The sequence below is a fragment of the Thalassotalea ganghwensis genome, from assembly GCF_053485795.1.
Window position 1 is genome coordinate 85,062 of record NZ_JBQRUM010000002.1, and the last position, 18,079, is coordinate 103,140.

An 18,079-nucleotide genomic window follows, 5' to 3' on the forward strand; every position below is an offset into this window, starting at 1 on the left:
CCTATCATCTATTTTAAAAATTTGTAGATGATCTCGCACTAAAGAAATAAAACTCCCCTTAACGCACTGTAGTGAATCAACCAAAATCACAACAAATGATTACAATAGGATCAATGACGTTAGTAACTCAAAAGTTAACGTCTCCATCGTGGCGGTTATTAGCATTTTAAAAATCAAACCTGAGTACATACTTTTAGCTTTCAGTTGCCATTAATTGGTTTAATCCACTATTATACTCTGAAAATCACTTTACAAATAATTGACAAGGTTATACCGCTTTAATGCTCGATATTTACGCTGGTAAAAACGCTTTAATCACCATTCAACAACAAGGCCTAAAATCTTCTTTATTTTCTGCAATGCTCGGCGCTAGTGGTGGACCGAAATGGTTTACGTTATTTGGTTTAGATAAGTACCTTTTCGGTGAGTTTTTTAAAGGTAGAACTGAACCACTTAACCTTATCGGCTCTTCTGCCGGTGCATTTCGTTTTGCGGCTTTAAGTCAAAAGGATCCAGTATCAGCAATCAATCAACTCGCAAAGCATTACAGTGAGACCGTGTACTCAAAAAACGCAGATCGACACGAAATTAGTGAAAAAGCACGAGCACTATTGGCTAATGTTTATGGTAAGCACGGCATCAATGAAATTATTAATAACCCAGTGTATCGACCGCACTTTATTGTCGCTCGCTGCAAAGGGCTAACCAGCTATGAAAATAAAGCGCTGCAGGCAGCTGGGTTACTATCAAGTATGATGCTAAATCGCTTAAAGCGTGGCTTGCTCAAACATCAATATCAGCGTTATGTCTTTCACCATCCTGACAGTTCTATAAAAATTGAAGACCCTTGTGGCTTTTCAACACACTACCTTCCACTGACCCAAGAAAACTTAGCCGACGCTTTACTTGCCTCTGGCTCGATTCCGTTGGTCATGGAAGGCATTGGCAATATTCCTGGCGGGGCACCCGGAATGTACCGCGACGGTGGCATTATAGACTACCATTTTGATATTGGTTTTAAACCGCAAAATGGGCTTATTCTTTACCCGCACTTTTCATCATCACCAAAAGCAGGCTGGTTTGATAAAAATTTGAATCGAAATATTAACCCGAAGTATTACGATAAAACGGTAATGTTAGTGCCTTCAGAGCAGTTTATTCAGCGGTTACCCTATGGCAAAATTCCCGATCGTAAAGATTTTACCGAGATGGAAGCAAGCCAGCGAATAAAGTACTGGCAAGGCGTATTAGCAATGACAGAATATTTAGCTGAATCACTCGACAAGTTGACGAATGATCCAGCATTGTTGTTACGCAATTTAACCACTTTTTAGTTGTTTATTTTTCCGTCTAACGCAATAAAAATAAACAAACGTGAGAATAATAATTGATAACCAACCAAAAAGTACTGTTTTAATCATCCGAGGTACACTATTTTTTATCATGATCAAATCCCTCTTTCCAGTTTCCCAAAACGTCCACTCACTTGCGATGTCAGTAGCCAAGGTCTGATTCCCCGTTTGTAAGACGATAATACCATTCCCCGTAACAGGGTTTAAACGAGCACTGGTGTTTAAGAAAGGCGATTTACCGTCATGTCCAAATACGTAATCATCTTGATATGTATTAAAAATTATCGGACCTGCCCCCCAAATGGGAAGTCCCAACATAGAAGCCTCTGGCTGTCGCATTTCTTTTAGTAATGCTTGCGAGATAAGTCGACTATTTACCAAGTTTTCATCAACTATCGTAAGGTGTATACGCATAAACTTAGCTAAATCATTAACAGACGTATACAAACCCGTCGCTGCCAATGAGGTGTATTGGGGATACGCTAATATTGCTCCTTTATCATCGTAATAATTAGCCAACAAAGGGTTATTATCGCTAATATAATAACCTGAGTTTTTCATACCTAAGGGCTCAAAAATACGTTGTTGCATGTACTCTGAAAACGGAACCCCTGTGACGTCCTCTATGAGAAGTTGCAGTAAATTATAACCTCCACCAGAGTATTTAAACTGTTTACCTGGTTTTAAGCCGACTTCAACCTTACCGCTAACGCCTTCATCAGCATCCTTTGCTTGATTAAGATGCTCAACTAAGGGTTGAACTTGTTGTTCCTTAGTAAAACCATTATGCCCTAAACCATCAGTAAGCCCTGCAGTATGACTAAGCAAACGACGAATGGTGACTTGATCGTTATCAAACTGAGAACTTGGCAGTTGCCAACTTCGTAAATAGGTCGAAACTGGAGTATCCAAAGAAACAAGGCCGTCATTTACCATCGTCATTACGCCAACAGCTGCAACCCATTTTCCTAATGAAGACACTTGAAAGATAGTATCCTCAGTTATTGGAGTACCGATAGAATAGCCGACAAAGGACGTTACCTTACCGCTTTCGATTAACGCAAAAGCAACGTTTCCTTTAAATTGTTGACGTAAAATATCACTGGCAGCGATGTTAAAGCTATTAAAGTCATCAATAGGTGCAATAGCTTCTCTAAACCAGCCATTTACAGTACTGTAGAATACTAACCATACCCAAAGCATCAACAAAAGCATAACGGGCCCAATACGCTTCAACCACGTAGTCATAATTCCCCCTTATTAGTATTCATCGCAAAAAACAACCTACGTATAACGTTGAAGGAGTAATTTTTGCGGACCGTATTAAAACAAAAACCAATGAGAATGATAGCGCTCGCCCCAATGATGACTGGCGAAATCAAAAATACCCAATCTTGATTTGTTAAAATAATAAGCAATGGATTAGCACCAGCAGGAGGATGAGTCGTATCTGACAGCAACATAAAAAACACACCAAGCCCTGTAGCCAAAGCCATCATCACGGGTTCATTTAGCCCAAAAGACACAAAAGTTAAGCCGACAATAGCTGTGATCATATGCCCTAACAGCACATTTTTAGGCTGTGCTAAAGGGCTATTTGGCACACCAAAGACCAATACTGCAGTGGCGCCAAAAGGGGGCATCAGCCAATAGATTTCATTATTTAATTGATTAAGTAACGTGAGGAAAAAAATAGCGACAAATGCACCTACCCCGCCCCATGTTGCAACCGTTATATTCTTCATAAAAATACCCTGCAAATAAAGTAGACCAACCTGTCTACCCCGTTGCAATGGTAGACAAGTCGGTATACCATTGTCAACAAGCTTAGCAAATTCAGTTAGAGAAAATGAAAACGAAAGACGTTGTAAGCAGTAAAAAACAACAAATTATAGAAACGGCAATGCAAATGTTTTATCAACATGGCATACACGCTGTTGGCATTAATGAAATCCTCAAAGTTTCAGGAGTTGCCAAGAAAACCCTTTACCATCATTTCACCAGTAAAGAAGCGTTAATTGTTGCCACCTTAAATTTAAGGCATAGCAATTTTATGCGCTGGATTTCAGAGAAAGTAGCATCTAGCGATTCACCACAACATGCGATAGTCAATGTATTTAATGGATTGGATGATTGGTTTAATAATCGTGCAGAGTTGCTAGGGTCATTTCGAGGATGTTTTTTTATCAATGCAAGTGCTGAATATTCACAACCTGGTCACCCAATATTTGAAACCTGTCGTCAGCATAAAGCTGACATTACTACTCTGTTTTTAAATCAAGCTAAGCAATTTATCGACGACTCAAATAAAGCACTAGAGTTAGCCAATATATTAACCATTATTAAAGACGGCTGTATTACTACGGCACTTGTACAAAACGATAAAAGCGCCGCTGCAAAAGCAATTGATACGGTTAAAAAATTAGTCGCTTTGTAGATAGAGTGTTGGCCAACAATGAGTTAATGAATATCAATTGAGCCGTGTTTAGTAATACCTTTAATTTAACGCTTTGTTTGCTTTTAATTGATTGGCTAACAAATCGATAAATGCGCGAATTTTAGAGGATGTTAAGTGGTTTTCTCGGTGAATAATATGAATTGGCTTTGGTGGTACCTCAAATTCAGCTAAAACGATTTTGAGTTCACCATTGGCCAAATAAGGAGCAACTTGATATGACAATAATCTACCGATACCTGCATGGTGACGTATCGCGGAAATCGCTGCATCATTCGAATTTACCATCAAGCAAGGTTTGATTTTAACGGCATGTTTATCAGATGAAAATTTCCATTCAGGTAAAACATCAATCGCTGATGATGATACGAGTTGATGCGTGTTTAACTCGTTTGGTAACAAAGGTATACCATGTTTTTTAATATATTGAGTCGAAGCACACAATACCGTACGAACATTTCCTACTTTTATGGCCTTCATGCTCGAATCAGCCAACTCTCCTATCCTTACGCCAACATCTATACCTTCATTAACCAAATCAACGTAACGATCGACAAACAACGCATCGACTTTTGTCTGACGATATTGTCGCAAGTAATCTGTAATAATAGGGGTAATAAACATGCTACCAAATAATATCGGAGCGGTAACTTTTAATAGCCCGACCGGTTGCGAATTAACACCAGTGGTTAACGCATTTACCTCTCTTAAATCTGACAATATTTGTTTAACTTGCGTTAAGTACTTCTCTCCAATTTCCGTCATTTTTACTTGTCTAGTTGTGCGGTTTAGTAGTTTTACCTGCAAGTCATTTTCAAGTGTAGCGATCGCTCTGGTTACCGCAGGAGATGACATCCCCAGCTTTCTCGCGCCAGCTGCAAAACCTTGTTCTTCAGCAACAGCAACGTACACATTTAGTAAATGGAACATATCCATCAAACACCTAATTATTTCATTTAGTGGAATAATAAAGTTCATTATATGGTTATTCTCTATTAAATGCGAATCAAATAAAGTGTGCATACGATTTGATGATAAAGCGAATCGATAACACTAACATTTACTTTCAATAGGAAAAATCATGAGCAGAATCAATGTAGTAACCAATGAGCAAGCTAACGAAGAGCAACGTGCATTATTTGACGCAATTCAAGCACAACTTGGCCTTGTTCCTAACTTTTTAAGAGTATTTGCTAACTCTCCGACAGCACTTAATGCCTTTTTAGGATTATTTACCATCGCTAATGCCGGTTACTTAAATGGCCAGACAAAAGAGCGAATTGCATTAGCATTAGCAGAACAAAACGAATGTCAATACTGTGTTTCAGCGCATTCGGCAATCGGTGCTAGCGTTGGTTTAACGGGTGATGAAATGGACGCCAACCGTTCAGGTACAAGCCAAGATGCTAAGGCTGCCGTAGCAGTTAAGTTTGCCAAAGCACTTGCTGAGCACAATGGTGAAGTAACAGCGGCGGAGTTACTTGAAGTTAAGGGTGCTGGCTATAGCGATGCCGAAATCGTTGAGATCATTACCCATGTTGGTATGAATGTCATGACCAACATTCTTGGCAAAGCAAGTAAGGTTGATATTGATTTTCCTAAAGTAGAGTTACAACAAGCGTCATAACGGTAAATTAAGGCTAATATGAACAGTATTAGCCTTGATTCAATAACAAGAGTATTAACAATGGCACATAAATTTGCACAAATTGCATTCACAGATTCAGTTAAAAATGTACAAACTGAAGAAAATAGCAGACAAGGATACGCTTCTTGGGAGTCAGGTGATGACGTTAACTATTTATTAAGCCAACGTGAAGCGCAGTTTATTTCTCAGCGCGATACTTTTTATATGGCAAGTGTCAGTGAAACTAATTGGCCCTACGTGCAACATCGAGGTGGACCAAAAGGTTTTTTAAAAGTCATTGACGCTAACACCATCGGCTTTGCTGATTATCGAGGTAATCGACAATATGTTAGTACCGGAAACTTTAGAAAAAATAATCGTGTAGCGCTTATTTTAATGGACTACCCGAATAAAACTCGACTAAAAATATTAGGTCAAATTAAGGAAATTAGCGTTGAAGATATTGATTTAATTGCAAAATTAGAGAGTCATAATAATCGTGCTCCTATCGAGCGAGGATTTATCATTAACATAGAAGCATTTGACTGGAACTGTCCAAAATATATAACACCTCGTTTCACCGAAGAAGAACTTAGCAGCATCCTTAGACCTATAATGGAAGAGAATCAACGTTTACAGGCCCTACACGAAAATAGAGAGAATCAAACTAACAACGCGACAAGTGCAATAGGAAAAGGTGAATTGCCACTGGTTATTACCGGTATAAGACAACTCTCGACGCGAGTTAGAGCATTTGAGCTTCGTCACACTAACAACCAAGAGCTTCCTGAAGTATCGCCAGGGGCGCACCTTCAAGTGCCAATAAAATTGACTAATGGCGAAGTGATTACAAGGCACTACTCAATATGCTCTAATCCTGCTCGTCGTGACATCTATGAGATAGCTGTTCAGAAAGAAGCTCAAGGTCAAGGCGGCTCAAAAGCCTTACATGAATCATTTTCACTGGGCACTCAAATAAACTGCGCTTCCCCCGACAATTATTTTTCGCTTGCTTCAACAGAATCAAAAGTAAGTGAAAGTATTCTTATTGCAGCAGGCATCGGGATCACACCAATAAAACCGATGGCGCAACATTTATTCAACAAAGGCCAACCGTTTTCTATGCACTATACAGGAAAGAGCATTCAAGAAATGCCCTATGCCGAGCGATTGTTACGCACATTCCCAGAGCAGTTAAAACTCTATCAAAAAGATTTAGCGCAACGATTAAACCTTAGCCACATTATTGAAAACGCTCTCCCAGAGACTCATTTCTATCTCTGTGGCCCCAATCGACTAATTGAAGAGTTCTTAAAAATTGCAAAGCAAAAAGGCATTTCAGACAAGTATATACATTTTGAGAAATTCAATGTAGAGCCGCAGACTAATGCACAGCCCGTTACCTTAGAACTTGCAAAGCGTCAGGAGAAAATTAACGTTTCAGCTGACGAAACATTGCTCGATGCCTTGATAAAAGCCGATGTAAAAATCCCCTACAGCTGTAAGGTAGGCGACTGTAAAACGTGTGCTATCGAGGTATTAGAAGGTGACGCCGAACATCATGATAATGCCCTTTCAGAGCAAGAGCGAACGTCAGGCAAGCTTTTCTGTCCTTGTGTTTCAAGAGCAAAAAACGGCTACCTAAAGCTAAATTTATAACGACATAGCATTCGTTTATTCAAGTATAGCTGTATAAACATTTAAAAAGGAATAAAGCATTGATTTACAAAATAATTAAAACAGGTTTTTGTTTAGGGCTGAGTATAACAATGGCACTGCTAAGTCATTCGGTACTAGGACAGACCGTTACCATCAATGGCGCAACACTTGAGTATGAAATTCTCGGTGATGGAAAACAAACATTGCTATTTGAAGCAGGCGCGATATCAGGCATGGCTGGTTGGGATGCTATTTGGAATATTCTTCCTGATAACGCTAGAGCAATACGTTACTCTCGCCGCGGTGAAGGAAACTCTTCAGCCTGCCAAGGTGACTTAACTGCCAAAGACTATCTTAAAGACTTAGAGGCGCTACTCAAACACCTAAACATCAGCGAACCAGTAATTTCCATTTCACATTCTTATGGCAGCAAAATTGCTCGAGAATTTGCTAAACAATACCCAGAAAAAGTATCGGCGATGTTATTCGTTGATCCTATTAACCCTCGAGATGTTGAAATAATCGAATTAGTTGACCCTATTGGTGGCACGCAAGCAAACGAGAAACTAAAGCAAGAGGATATTCGTATCGGAAAAGAAAATAATTGGTGTCTTATTAAAGACATTTGGGATAAAAGCCCTTCAAAAAGTTATCCTGAAATCGCTAACATTCCGGTGACGTTAATTGCTGGTGTGAAACAGTATTCTGATCCTCAACGACTTTTTGATACGGATAAAGCGAGAGAGTTATGGGGGCAGTTTCAATCAGCATGGGTTAATAAATTTCCTAAAGGAAAAGCGGTATTAGCACATAACAGTGGCCACTTTGTTCAAGACGACCAACCTGAACTTGTGATCAATGAACTTATCGCTTTAATAAACAAAGTTACTGCTCACCAATAATTGCCTATTTAGCCCGGTAAAATGCCTTGATTACACTGACAGAATAATTAAATGGCTTGATTATCAATTAACACATAGCAGGTTAGCGATCAGTGAATTCGCTACTTGATAGTTTTGGCAGATTGACACTCAATGACTAAACTTAATGACATACAATCAGCTAATCAGGACAGATGATGGAAATTTCAAACTGCATCAATATGGATGCCAATATTTTATTGGGTATTGTCAATGATAGATTACGCCATGAATGTCAAAATTTACATAATTTGGCCGCAATGATGGACGTCGAGCCAAAGTCGCTCGAAGATAAACTGGCTGAAATTGGCTATCATTATCAAGCACAGCTAAATCAATTTAGACCGGACCTGACATAACAACTGACTCGGTGAAATTAGTCGATATTCTAAAAGCGCTTTGAAGCTAAACGAGTTTCCCACTTAACAGTTAAGATGTTGTTTAATTTAGTGTTTAAGTTAACGTTAAGTTATCGTCTGTGTAATTAACCAAGTCATAGGCAAAGTTATGCGTCACTTTGCTTTTGATCTGTCGATTTTAAATTCCGCAAAAATAAAATCCAAAAAACACCTCACTTTTCTGGCAACATATTTTCGATGAGGATAAATCGCGAGTAAACTAAATTCCAGAGTCGAGTGCTCGGGTAACACTTTCACTAAGCTCCGATCTTTTAACTCCTGCTCGACGATAAAAGCTGGGATCATCGCAATACCGCCTCCTGCTTGGGCGATTGATTTTACCGCTGTTGGGCTATTCGCTGAAATAATTGAATGAACCTCTATAGTATGCGCATCACCGTTAGGCGATATGATTGGCCAATGATTGCCTATGCGAAAATTACTATCAATGACACATTGATGCTCAGAGATATCTTGCCCTTGTGTTGGTGTGCCATGTTCAGCCAAATAATCTGGTGAAGCACACATAATTAGCGGGTAAATACAAACTTCTCGCGCTATCATCGTCGAATCGGTAACACCACCGATACGTAAACGTAAATCAATCCCCTCTTCTATCATATCCACTGCGCCATTAGTTAATCGTAAATCAATTGATAGCTCTGGGTATTGCCTTAAAAACTTCGGCAACAACGGCGCCAACTGTGTTTCTCCAAAGGCAACAGGGGCACTAATACGTATCGTACCTTTAGGTATCGTTTGACTTTCAGTGACATGATCGACCATTGCATCAAATTGCTCCAAAAGCAATAAAGCCTGTTCATAGTAACTTCGCCCAGCATCCGTTAGCACTAAACGTCTGGTCGTGCGGTTAAACAATCGCACGCCAAGCGAGTTTTCTACTTGCCCAATGTACTTACTTACCAAAGCTTTTGATACGCCCAAACGATCACTTGCCGCGGTAAATGATTCGGTTTCTACTACAGCAACTACGGTTCTCATGCCATCTAATGTATCCATGCCTTCCTCCAAACACACACCATTGTCAATATATCGTAAACAATGATTCAACATCAACAATATTTATCAACAAATCATTCATAGCGATAATAGCCACATCAAGACGTATCAACAACGTCATACGGATTGACTGAACAACGAGAAAATATCAACGAGGAGTATCAACTGATGACAATCGAAATTTATACAAGGCCTGGCTGTGGATATTGCAACCACGCAAAAAAGCTATTAGAGAACCGAGAAGTGAGCTATGTGGAGTATGACGTTTATCAAAACCCTGAGCATTTTGACGAACTGCAACAGCGCACGACAAGTAAAACATTTCCACAAATATTTGTTGCTGGCCAGTCCATTGGTGGTTTTACCGAATTATTGGCATTGGATAAAAGCGGAACACTAGCGGCAGCTGCGAACTAAACCACTTACTTTTTGAATAACTCACGAATTAAACACTAAACAATAGACTTTAATAGGAATAAACGATGAACGTAAACCAAAATATACCTAACCGCCACACGAAACGATTGATGAAATATTTGCTCTCGGTTACTAGCGCCTTATTATTGAATGTCAGCAATTTTAGTTTGGCACAAGCCGCGATAACAGAACATAAGACAATTGAAGTGCAATCACAGCAAATATTTTATCGCGAGGCAGGTGATAAAAGTGCGCCGACCATTGTCCTACTGCATGGTTTTCCAACGTCGTCACATATGTATCGAAACCTGATCCCTAAACTTGCAAAGCAATATCACGTAATTGCACCTGACTATCCAGGGTTTGGTAACAGTTCGATGCCATCACTTTCAGAATTTGAGTACAGTTTTGACAACTTGGCGAAAATTACAGACCGTTTTTTGCAAAAAAAAGGTGTCGACGAATACACGCTTTATGTGATGGATTACGGCGCACCAATCGGCTTTAGAATAGCCGCCGCTCACCCAGAACGAGTTCAAGGACTTATTATTCAAAATGGCAATGCTTACGATGAAGGCTTAAGAGACTTTTGGGAGCCAATAAAGGCTTATTGGAAAGACAAAACGCCAGAAAACGCGAAAGTATTAAAAGATAATTTACTTACTATTGCAGCAACAGAATGGCAATACACTAATGGTGCACGCAATAAAGCAGCGATAAGCCCCGATAACTGGATAGTTGATCAAGCAAAACTCGATCGTCCGGGTAACAAAGAAATTCAGTTAGAATTATTTTACTCTTATGGCTCTAATCCTGATTTGTATCCGCAATGGCAAGCCTACTTTAGAGAGCATCAACCACCTACTCTATTAGTATGGGGTAAAGGAGATTACATTTTTCCTGAAGAAGGTGCTCATCCTTATAAGCGCGACTTAAAAAATTTAGACTTCCATATTCTTGATACGGGACACTTTGCCCTAGAAGAGGACGGTGACTTAATTGCGAACTATATTACTGACTTTATGAAAAACAAAGTCATCACTAAATAATCTTATCTCTTAATCAAACTCATTAAGCTGTTTACTTTCAATAAGCAGCTTAATGTTTACTAACCGTTAAAGCAGCTTACTAACGTGTATTAGAGCGTGTTGACCTTTGCTGTATACTTTTGCAGCAGTCAATTTAGCAGTTATACAAGGCTGAGCTTTTACTATGTGGTTATTCCACATGAGAAAGCGAAAACGTCGTAGAAATGTTAAATGGGCACTGTCCTTTGGATTCGTTTAAAAGCGATTTACTCTTTGTTGTAGCTCCTTTTTATAGAATAGCTATACCGCAATATATAGAATAGCTATACCGCAATCGCTACGCCGTGATTAAATCGCTTCTAAACCGAACAAAATTCATACTACAAAGATCGACACGCTCTAGTCAGACTGACACACCTTTTAAAAGAAGTGACTTATCATGAACATGAACTTTAATGAACGCATTGTCTTAAATACCAATAAAGAATCATGGCTACAAAGCCCTTGTAATGGAATTTGGCGTCAACCACTAGCCAGAGAACACACAGAGAGTGGCCATGCTACCAGCATAGTTCAATATGAGCCTGGAAGCCGATTTAGCCACCATAACCACCCTAATGGGGAGGAAATATTCGTTATCAGTGGCACTTTCTCCGATGAAACCGGCGATTACCCAGCAGGATCATACCTTCGTAACCCTCCTGGTACATCTCACGCGCCATATAGCGAAAACGGTTGCACTCTTTTTGTTAAGCTTGGTCAATTTCAACCGGGTGACCATCAACGTTCGATCATTAATACCAATACAACAACATGGTTACCAGGTATAGGTAACTTGCAAGTTATGCCACTCCATCACTTTGGTACAGAATCTACAGCGCTGGTAAAATGGCCAGCTAAAGCGCGTTTTCAGTCTCATCGCCACTATGGCGGCGAGGAAATACTGGTGCTTTCAGGAGAATTTATCGATGAGCACGGTATTTACCCTAAAGGTACGTGGATCCGAAGCCCACATTTAAGTGAGCACCTTCCCTGGGTAGAACAAGAAACCATCATTTGGGTTAAAACGGGTCATTTACTTGGCTGATTCAACTAATGGCTAATTCAACTAATGGTTATTTCCCCAAGCAGATAATCTGCGCACTGGCCAACCAATACCACTCGTTGCTTATCTAGCTGACAACTTAATACTCCAGAGCGTTTAGAAAGTTGTTTCGCGACCAATGAAGTTTTGTTTAATTGCTTCGCCCAATAAGGGGTTAATAAGCAATGGGCTGAGCCTGTTACCGGATCTTCATCCACATTAAGCTTTGGATAAAAGCAACGGGAAACAAAATCACAATCTTCTCCTAATGCTGTAACAATAACGCCTCGTTTATCAAGTTGCAGCCACTGAGAAAGCTTTGGATTTACGGCTGCGACCTCTTGATGGTTAGCAAGCACGACAACATAGTCAAATCCAGCTAAAACAGCTTGGGGATGTATACCATTTAATCCCTCGATTAACGCTTTTGGCGCTTCAATGACCTCAGGCATGGTAGCAGGGAAATTCATTGAGAGTGACGAACCTTCTCGGCTAACAATTAGCGGGCCGCTTCGGGTGTTAAAAACAATATTATTGGGCTCATATGACAAATGGTTAAAAATAACATAGGCTGCCGCCAAGGTCGCATGTCCACATAAATCAACTTCACTATTAGGGGTAAACCAACGAAGCTCATAACCCATTTCTAACTCAACAAAAAATGCGGTTTCTGAAAGATTATTTTCTTGAGCTATCGCTTGTAAAACCTTATCTTCAAGCCAGTATTCAAGAGGGACAACAGCGGCAGGATTTCCCTGAAATACCTGTTTAGCAAACGCATCTATTTGATATAGTTTAATCTTCAAAGCGGCTATCCTTTTTGATACAAGGCACAAGTTGCGCCAGCAGGATCTTCAATAAAACAAAATGCATCTTCACCAAATCGTTTAATATCTGATAGCTGTTCACCATTATTCGCGACAACTTCGGCTAGAGCCGTTTCAAGATTTTCTACGATAAAGTAAGGCATCCAAGTAGCGGGTAAATCTTTGTTGCTACCTTTTGCATGACAAATGCCCGCTACCACTTGATCATTATCTGGTAACGTCATGGTGTAATCGTGGTAATCGCCCATGTTGGTTTCTTGAACACCCCAGCCAACGACTCGTTGGTAGAAATCTTTAGTTTCTTGGGCATTATTAACGGTAAGATCTAACCAGCCCATTGCACCAATTAGCTTTGTCATCATACATCCTTTATTTAAGTTTTGGGTTTTTCGGATAATATCGCTCAGGTAACTGATTAATATGTTCAAAGAAGCGTGTATCTTTGTAGGGTAACTTCATAAACCCTGAAATACCAACGCCTTCAATTGTCGGTAAAAGTACCATTATTTTTGCGAGTAACCCACTAAATTCTTGTTCTTTATCATGGTTGAGTAAACGCAAATAACTATGAATTTTCAAGTGATTAGGCAATACTTCAAAAATTATACATCCGGTGTGATGTATTTGATTTAGTTTTGCTAAAACATCCATAATTTCGTCCGGCAAATACAAGTATTCATCGGGATCTTTACCATCTTCAAAGTAGGAATGAAGGCGAGTAATGTCATCAACCTCGGCAACGTCACTAATATCAAATGGAATCACTTGACCTTCTGCCGCACTAAAGCGCTGGCTGTCATCTTCACGCTCGATATGCAGTGTATTTCGGGCATTAAACAGACAACTTTTAAACACCCCAACACGAAAGATACCTTGCGCTAAATTAACCATATTATTCACCGCACTTTGAAAGCTCGTTTTTAACTTTTCATCAAATAAGGTTAAATTGGAATCAATATAAACACCATTTTTTTCCCATCGTATTGCCAAGCCGCCAACGACAGGGAAGTTACCTAAGCGACTAACCGCAGCAACAAATGCTTTTTCGGTATCGCCCATGCCCATTAGGTAATTTTTATAATATTTTTCCAGCTGAACATCATCTACATCATCTAATGACTCATCGTTATCTGCTTCTCGTAAAAATGACTTGCGCGAACCATAAACCACTGTATCTATTTCATTTGTACTAGGTTTTACCCAAATAGGGATCAATGGCTTAATGTTAACAACTGTAGGCTCTGGTGCTAATACAGTTTGTTTTAGCAGCTTTAAGTGTTTAAACAAATAATCACCCGCGGCATCGCGCTTTTTCTTATCGTCACTTAACATGCCATCTAACACTCTAGCGAGCATTTTAGGTAGTCCAAGTGATAGAGGAGTAATAACTTTCACTCCATAGCGACAAGATTGACCAGAAGCAAGTGCATAGATAGTTGCCGCTAGTCCTTGTTCATCAAACCTCGGTGATGACATGCCGCCACTTATCTGTTCAGGCCCGATAAAATATACATCTCCTAATCGCGCATTGGTGTTTTGCAAATCGCTGCTCATTAAATCCATAATATTATTATTGGTGGTTTGTCCATGGACATCCAATTGCGCAACAACGGCTGAGCCCCAGTCGACTAAGTAAATCTTTTCATTGTTTTCATCATAAACAATATTAGATGGTTTGATATCTCCATGAACATAAGGTTTACCGTTTTCATGCAGATTCGGGGTACGCAAGTAGCGAAGTATTTCTGCAAGCTGAATGGTAATTTTGACAACCAGTTCAACAGGAAGTGGTCCGTGTTTATGGGACAATTGCTCTAGGTCGACTCCTGGTGCCCGTTGCATGTGCAAAATAGACTGGCGCTTAACTTTGTAATAGCCATAAACTTTTGGGATCCGTGAATGGCATAGCTGAGATTGAATATCAGATTCTTCGGCCAATCTATCTTGGACATGTTGAGGTAGGTTAATACGCGAAAACTTAAAGACATAGGCATTGCCTTCTTCGTCATCACCAGAAAATACAAATCCATAAGCCCCCTTACCTACCATGGCAATATTTTGATAACCTAATAACGACAACTGTTGCTGACAGAGCTTTACCCACTCTTTTAGCTTAGTCGCATCTTTGTGGCTTAATAAGTATATGGATTGCTCTTCAGCAATATAAAAGTGTTGTAATTTTCGCTCTGCCACTCGATCTGCTTACTCAATAAGGAAACACCAGAGATATCATAAAGAAAAAAATAACAATAATCGTTAACTTTTTGATCTCTGTCATATAAATGTAATACAAAGGTTTTATTATAAGCAGACTTTATCAGCACTTGTCGGCTAATAAGGTTTTATTTTCTCTAGAAGACGTTAGTTTATTTTATGCCTTAGTGAGTTTATCTCACTAAGGCTTTTTTTATCGATATTACTGGTCATTTTCACTCAGTAGTTTCATTTCATTGACTAGCTGTTCTAATTTGTCCATTTCCTTGCCATAAACCAAACGTACATCCCATCGATAAATTGCCGGACTGGCTAGCCACAACGTGATGATAATTGCACTAGCAACAATTAATAGCGGCAGCGGTATTCCCGCTATCGTCATACCGTTTTCGTTTTGCAACATCATATAGTTGATATCAGTCTGCCCCGTTTCTGAAAAACGATATTGCAACATCAACCCTAATGCGAGCAATGGATAGAAAAAACGATAAAACTTACTAAAGCGCTCTACTTGCCCATTGAGCCAATTATAAAACGTTAAGATATATTGATAACTGCTCATACTGTTATCGATAACTAAATGTTTGCGTGTACTTTTGGCATAAAGTATCAGTGCTAACAACAAAGCATCAATGTACACTGCAAGCAAATAAGACCCCATGATACTTAGCACGATAGCAACCACCACCATAGCGAATAAAATAACCTTAATATTAATAGCAAAAAGTCGTTCAAATTTATCAACGATGGTTTGCGATTTTTGACTATATAGATCATTGATGGTTGGTGCTAAAAGTGCTTTTTCATCTAGAAATCCATTTTTCCAAATTGCTTCAATAGACTGTTTCATCGTTTATTCCTCAATACCAAGACGTTTATTTAACTGTGTCTTTATACGTGTGATTCTCACACCAATGTTATTAACATTACTGCCTGTTATTTCGGCAATCTCCAAATAAGTTTTCTCTTCTAAATAAAGTAAAATAATCGCTCTATCGACTTCACTTAATTGTTTTATTGCTGCATACAGCCGGTTAATTTCTGAAGATTGCTCAAAAGCCGCATCAGTTTCTACTCCTTCAGGCAACGGATCAGAAACAAATTCTATTGGGCTTTGCTTAGCTTTTTTCAGAAACGTCAAGCAAACATTTAGCGTCACTTTGTATAGCCATGTTGACCATAAGCATTGCCCCTTAAAATTGTCTTTGCTACGCCAAATTTGCAGACAAACCTCTTGGTAGTAATCTTCAAAATCCTCATCACTATTGGTATAAGCTCGACACAACTTAATCAATATTCCTGAATGCGGTAATATCGATTGCCGATAAAAGTTATTTCCCATTTAATTTGTATTCCATAGGTTTATGCCATGATTGGCATGCTTTACTCTTCATTATCTGCTTAGTTAGTGGCTAAAGTTTGTAATTATTACACATCAAGATAAATTATTTTTTCGGGCATAAAAAAAGCCTGCAAAAGCAGGCTTTTAAATAATAGAATGAAAAACTTAAGCCATATGTACTAACATATTGCTAGGTTCTTCAAGGAACGATTTCCACAAGTTACTAAAACGAGCAATCGTACCACCATCAATGGTGCGATGATCTCCAGACCAACTCACTTGCATAATTGAACGCGCTTCAACCTCACCCTTATCGTTAAAGCGCGGTAAGGTTTGTAGTTTACCCAAAGCAACTATCGCCGACTCTGGCTTATTGATAATCGGAGTCGCTACCGTACCGCCAATTGCGCCAATATTAGAAATTGAAATGGTACCACCTTTCAAATCCTCACTCGCCACACGGCCAGAGCGCGCATCATTGGTTAAACGGGTAATATCTTTTGCTAAATCAATAATCGATTTAGTTTGAACCTGTTTAACATTTGGAACTAGCAAGCCCACTTTAGAATCCACTGCCATGCCAATATTATGATCATCAAAGTAAGTTAATTCAGTACAATCTTCATTAACTTGCGAGTTGACGATTGGAAACTCTTTAAGCGCTAATGACATTGCTTTCATAAAGAATGGCATCATGGTTAACTTAATATCTTGTTTAGCATAGACTTCTTTAAGCTCGCCACGTAGTTTAATTAACTTCGTCATGTCGATTTCTTCACAATAAGTAAAGTGAGGAATCGTTGATACTGAGTTAACCATGGCTTTTGCCATGGCAGCTTTTACGCCGCGAATTGGCTCTACACGAGTACCACCAACTACCGGTTGCTTGGTTTGCAATGCAACTGAACCTTGCTGAGCGCCGCCCTCACTGTAGGCAACAACATCTTCCTTATAAACACGACCTTTCTTACCACTACCAGGTACTTCATGGATGTTTATGTTTAACTCTCGAGCAACACGTCTAACGGCTGGGCTTGCCAGGGCTTTGCCATTTGCTGGTTTACTCTTTGTTGGCTGAGCTGCTACAGGAGCAGCTGCGCTTGCGGGTGCAGAAGTTGGCGCAGACTCTACCGCTTTAGGTTGATCAACTGGAGCACTTGAATCTACACGTTCAATTGCAAACAACGGTGCATGTACTTTGGCAATATCACCTTTAGCATAATGCAGCTTAACCACTTTACCAGCGTGCATTGCAGGAATTTGAACCAACGCTTTGTCGGTCATCACATCAGCAACTGGCTGATCTTCTTCGATGGTATCGCCTTCTTTTACCAACCATTCAACAACTTCACATTCAACAATACCTTCACCGATATCAGGCAAAATAAAATCTTCTACGATAGTAGCCCCTGAACCAGAAGCGACTTGCTCGGCAGTTGCAGTTTCAGCGACGATGGTTTCAGTGCTAGGTTGAGACGTTTCTGCTGCTCCTTCGCCTGTTGGTGTCATTGCGAACAATGGCTGGTGGACCTTAGCGATATCGCCTTTGGCATAATACAACTTATCAACAACACCAGAATGCATCGCAGGTATTTGTACTAACGCTTTGTCTGTCATCACATCAGCAACTGGCTGATCTTCTTCGATGGTATCGCCCTCGTTTACTAGCCATTCAACTAATTCACATTCAACGATACCTTCACCAATATCAGGTAGAATAAAATCAATGCTCATTT

At 39.6% G+C, this 18,079-nt stretch carries 19 protein-coding genes; 9 read left to right on the plus strand and 10 right to left on the minus strand.

The annotated features are described in order from the left end of the window. Window positions 1-281: 281 nt before the first annotated feature. Complete coding sequence (locus ACSLUH_RS02275) at window positions 282-1,334, plus strand: patatin-like phospholipase domain-containing protein (protein ID WP_448564172.1); 1,053 nt, start codon at window positions 282-284, stop codon at window positions 1,332-1,334. Here the strand turns inward: ACSLUH_RS02275 and ACSLUH_RS02280 are convergent. Both ACSLUH_RS02280 and ACSLUH_RS02285 read right to left on the minus strand, forming a co-directional pair. Then, window positions 1,320-2,600, minus strand: a complete 1,281-nt coding sequence (locus tag ACSLUH_RS02280) for a serine hydrolase domain-containing protein (protein WP_448564174.1) — start codon at window positions 2,598-2,600, stop codon at window positions 1,320-1,322. The genes ACSLUH_RS02275 and ACSLUH_RS02280 overlap by 15 nt on opposite strands. Further along, window positions 2,597-3,097: an HPP family protein gene (locus ACSLUH_RS02285; protein ID WP_448564176.1), complete on the minus strand. Its 501-nt coding sequence runs from the start codon at window positions 3,095-3,097 to the stop codon at window positions 2,597-2,599. The genes ACSLUH_RS02280 and ACSLUH_RS02285 overlap by 4 nt, the downstream gene beginning before the upstream one ends. Window positions 3,098-3,201: 104 nt before the next feature. Here ACSLUH_RS02285 and ACSLUH_RS02290 point away from each other — a divergent pair, with 104 nt between their 5' ends. Beyond that, a complete protein-coding gene (locus ACSLUH_RS02290) occupies window positions 3,202-3,789 on the plus strand; it encodes a TetR/AcrR family transcriptional regulator (RefSeq protein WP_448564178.1) in 588 nt (195 codons plus the stop codon). 60 nt (window positions 3,790-3,849) lie between these two features. Here the strand turns inward: ACSLUH_RS02290 and ACSLUH_RS02295 are convergent, their stop codons facing one another. Next, window positions 3,850-4,737, minus strand: a complete 888-nt coding sequence (locus ACSLUH_RS02295) for a LysR family transcriptional regulator (protein WP_448564180.1) — start codon at window positions 4,735-4,737, stop codon at window positions 3,850-3,852. 151 nt (window positions 4,738-4,888) lie between these two features. Here ACSLUH_RS02295 and ACSLUH_RS02300 point away from each other — a divergent pair, with 151 nt between their 5' ends. The 4 genes from ACSLUH_RS02300 to ACSLUH_RS02315 all read left to right on the plus strand — a co-directional run bounded on the left by ACSLUH_RS02300 (window position 4,889) and on the right by ACSLUH_RS02315 (window position 8,372). Beyond that, complete coding sequence (locus tag ACSLUH_RS02300) at window positions 4,889-5,434, plus strand: carboxymuconolactone decarboxylase family protein (protein ID WP_448564183.1); 546 nt, start codon at window positions 4,889-4,891, stop codon at window positions 5,432-5,434. Window positions 5,435-5,494: 60 nt separating this feature from the next. Further along, window positions 5,495-7,093, plus strand: a complete 1,599-nt coding sequence (locus ACSLUH_RS02305) for a 2Fe-2S iron-sulfur cluster-binding protein (protein ID WP_448564185.1) — start codon at window positions 5,495-5,497, stop codon at window positions 7,091-7,093. Between the two features lie 59 nt (window positions 7,094-7,152). Beyond that, window positions 7,153-7,995, plus strand: coding sequence for an alpha/beta fold hydrolase (locus ACSLUH_RS02310; RefSeq protein ID WP_448564187.1), 843 nt, complete (start codon window positions 7,153-7,155; stop codon window positions 7,993-7,995). A gap of 173 nt (window positions 7,996-8,168) precedes the next feature. Then, window positions 8,169-8,372, plus strand: a complete 204-nt coding sequence (locus ACSLUH_RS02315) for a DUF4250 domain-containing protein (protein WP_448564189.1) — start codon at window positions 8,169-8,171, stop codon at window positions 8,370-8,372. Window positions 8,373-8,525: 153 nt separating this feature from the next. On the opposite strand, the gene ACSLUH_RS02320 is transcribed toward ACSLUH_RS02315, so the two are convergent. Beyond that, on the minus strand, window positions 8,526-9,431 hold the full coding sequence (locus ACSLUH_RS02320; RefSeq protein WP_448564191.1) for a LysR family transcriptional regulator: 906 nt from the start codon (window positions 9,429-9,431) through the stop codon (window positions 8,526-8,528). Window positions 9,432-9,599: 168 nt separating this feature from the next. Here ACSLUH_RS02320 and ACSLUH_RS02325 point away from each other — a divergent pair, with 168 nt between their 5' ends. The 3 genes from ACSLUH_RS02325 to ACSLUH_RS02335 all read left to right on the plus strand — a co-directional run bounded on the left by ACSLUH_RS02325 (window position 9,600) and on the right by ACSLUH_RS02335 (window position 11,963). Next, window positions 9,600-9,848 (plus strand): glutaredoxin domain-containing protein, encoded by a 249-nt coding sequence (locus ACSLUH_RS02325; RefSeq protein ID WP_448564193.1) that lies wholly within the window; start codon window positions 9,600-9,602, stop codon window positions 9,846-9,848. A 65-nt stretch (window positions 9,849-9,913) separates the two neighbouring features. After that, the gene (locus ACSLUH_RS02330) at window positions 9,914-10,897 is read left to right on the plus strand and encodes an alpha/beta fold hydrolase (RefSeq protein ID WP_448564195.1); all 984 of its coding nucleotides are present in this window, start codon (window positions 9,914-9,916) and stop codon (window positions 10,895-10,897) included. Window positions 10,898-11,312: 415 nt separating this feature from the next. Further along, window positions 11,313-11,963 carry a cupin domain-containing protein gene (locus ACSLUH_RS02335; RefSeq protein ID WP_448564662.1) on the plus strand — a complete coding sequence of 217 codons (651 nt, stop codon included), beginning with the start codon at window positions 11,313-11,315 and terminating at the stop codon, window positions 11,961-11,963. 17 nt (window positions 11,964-11,980) lie between these two features. Here the strand turns inward: ACSLUH_RS02335 and ACSLUH_RS02340 are convergent, their stop codons facing one another. The 6 genes from ACSLUH_RS02340 to ACSLUH_RS02365 form a co-directional block, all read right to left on the minus strand. Continuing rightward, on the minus strand, window positions 11,981-12,766 hold the full coding sequence (locus ACSLUH_RS02340; protein WP_448564197.1) for a PhzF family protein: 786 nt from the start codon (window positions 12,764-12,766) through the stop codon (window positions 11,981-11,983). Between the two features lie 5 nt (window positions 12,767-12,771). Continuing rightward, entirely contained in the window at window positions 12,772-13,149 is a 378-nt protein-coding gene (locus ACSLUH_RS02345) for a VOC family protein (RefSeq protein ID WP_448564199.1), read from the minus strand. Between the two features lie 7 nt (window positions 13,150-13,156). Further along, on the minus strand, window positions 13,157-14,980 hold the full coding sequence (locus tag ACSLUH_RS02350) for a serine/threonine protein kinase (RefSeq protein ID WP_448564201.1): 1,824 nt from the start codon (window positions 14,978-14,980) through the stop codon (window positions 13,157-13,159). Between the two features lie 223 nt (window positions 14,981-15,203). Then, window positions 15,204-15,851, minus strand: coding sequence for a hypothetical protein (locus ACSLUH_RS02355; RefSeq protein WP_448564203.1), 648 nt, complete (start codon window positions 15,849-15,851; stop codon window positions 15,204-15,206). 3 nt (window positions 15,852-15,854) lie between these two features. Continuing rightward, window positions 15,855-16,343 carry an RNA polymerase sigma factor gene (locus ACSLUH_RS02360; RefSeq protein WP_448564205.1) on the minus strand — a complete coding sequence of 163 codons (489 nt, stop codon included), beginning with the start codon at window positions 16,341-16,343 and terminating at the stop codon, window positions 15,855-15,857. Window positions 16,344-16,508: 165 nt separating this feature from the next. Further along, window positions 16,509-18,077, minus strand: coding sequence for a dihydrolipoyllysine-residue acetyltransferase (locus tag ACSLUH_RS02365; RefSeq protein ID WP_448564207.1), 1,569 nt, complete (start codon window positions 18,075-18,077; stop codon window positions 16,509-16,511). Between the last annotated feature and the right edge of the window lie 2 nt (window positions 18,078-18,079).

Coding starts and splice junctions, on each gene's coding strand:
- ACSLUH_RS02325 (WP_448564193.1), top strand. CDS start 9,600: ATGACAATCGAAATTTATACAAGGCCTGGCTGTGGATATTGCAACCAC.
- ACSLUH_RS02315 (WP_448564189.1), top strand. CDS start 8,169: ATGATGGAAATTTCAAACTGCATCAATATGGATGCCAATATTTTATTG.
- ACSLUH_RS02355 (WP_448564203.1), bottom strand. CDS start 15,851: ATGAAACAGTCTATTGAAGCAATTTGGAAAAATGGATTTCTAGATGAA.
- ACSLUH_RS02290 (WP_448564178.1), top strand. CDS start 3,202: ATGAAAACGAAAGACGTTGTAAGCAGTAAAAAACAACAAATTATAGAA.
- ACSLUH_RS02365 (WP_448564207.1), bottom strand. CDS start 18,077: ATGAGCATTGATTTTATTCTACCTGATATTGGTGAAGGTATCGTTGAA.
- ACSLUH_RS02305 (WP_448564185.1), top strand. CDS start 5,495: ATGGCACATAAATTTGCACAAATTGCATTCACAGATTCAGTTAAAAAT.
- ACSLUH_RS02300 (WP_448564183.1), top strand. CDS start 4,889: ATGAGCAGAATCAATGTAGTAACCAATGAGCAAGCTAACGAAGAGCAA.
- ACSLUH_RS02320 (WP_448564191.1), bottom strand. CDS start 9,431: ATGGATACATTAGATGGCATGAGAACCGTAGTTGCTGTAGTAGAAACC.
- ACSLUH_RS02360 (WP_448564205.1), bottom strand. CDS start 16,343: ATGGGAAATAACTTTTATCGGCAATCGATATTACCGCATTCAGGAATA.
- ACSLUH_RS02285 (WP_448564176.1), bottom strand. CDS start 3,097: ATGAAGAATATAACGGTTGCAACATGGGGCGGGGTAGGTGCATTTGTC.
- ACSLUH_RS02330 (WP_448564195.1), top strand. CDS start 9,914: ATGAACGTAAACCAAAATATACCTAACCGCCACACGAAACGATTGATG.
- ACSLUH_RS02275 (WP_448564172.1), top strand. CDS start 282: ATGCTCGATATTTACGCTGGTAAAAACGCTTTAATCACCATTCAACAA.
- ACSLUH_RS02345 (WP_448564199.1), bottom strand. CDS start 13,149: ATGATGACAAAGCTAATTGGTGCAATGGGCTGGTTAGATCTTACCGTT.
- ACSLUH_RS02280 (WP_448564174.1), bottom strand. CDS start 2,600: ATGACTACGTGGTTGAAGCGTATTGGGCCCGTTATGCTTTTGTTGATG.
- ACSLUH_RS02295 (WP_448564180.1), bottom strand. CDS start 4,737: ATGTTCCATTTACTAAATGTGTACGTTGCTGTTGCTGAAGAACAAGGT.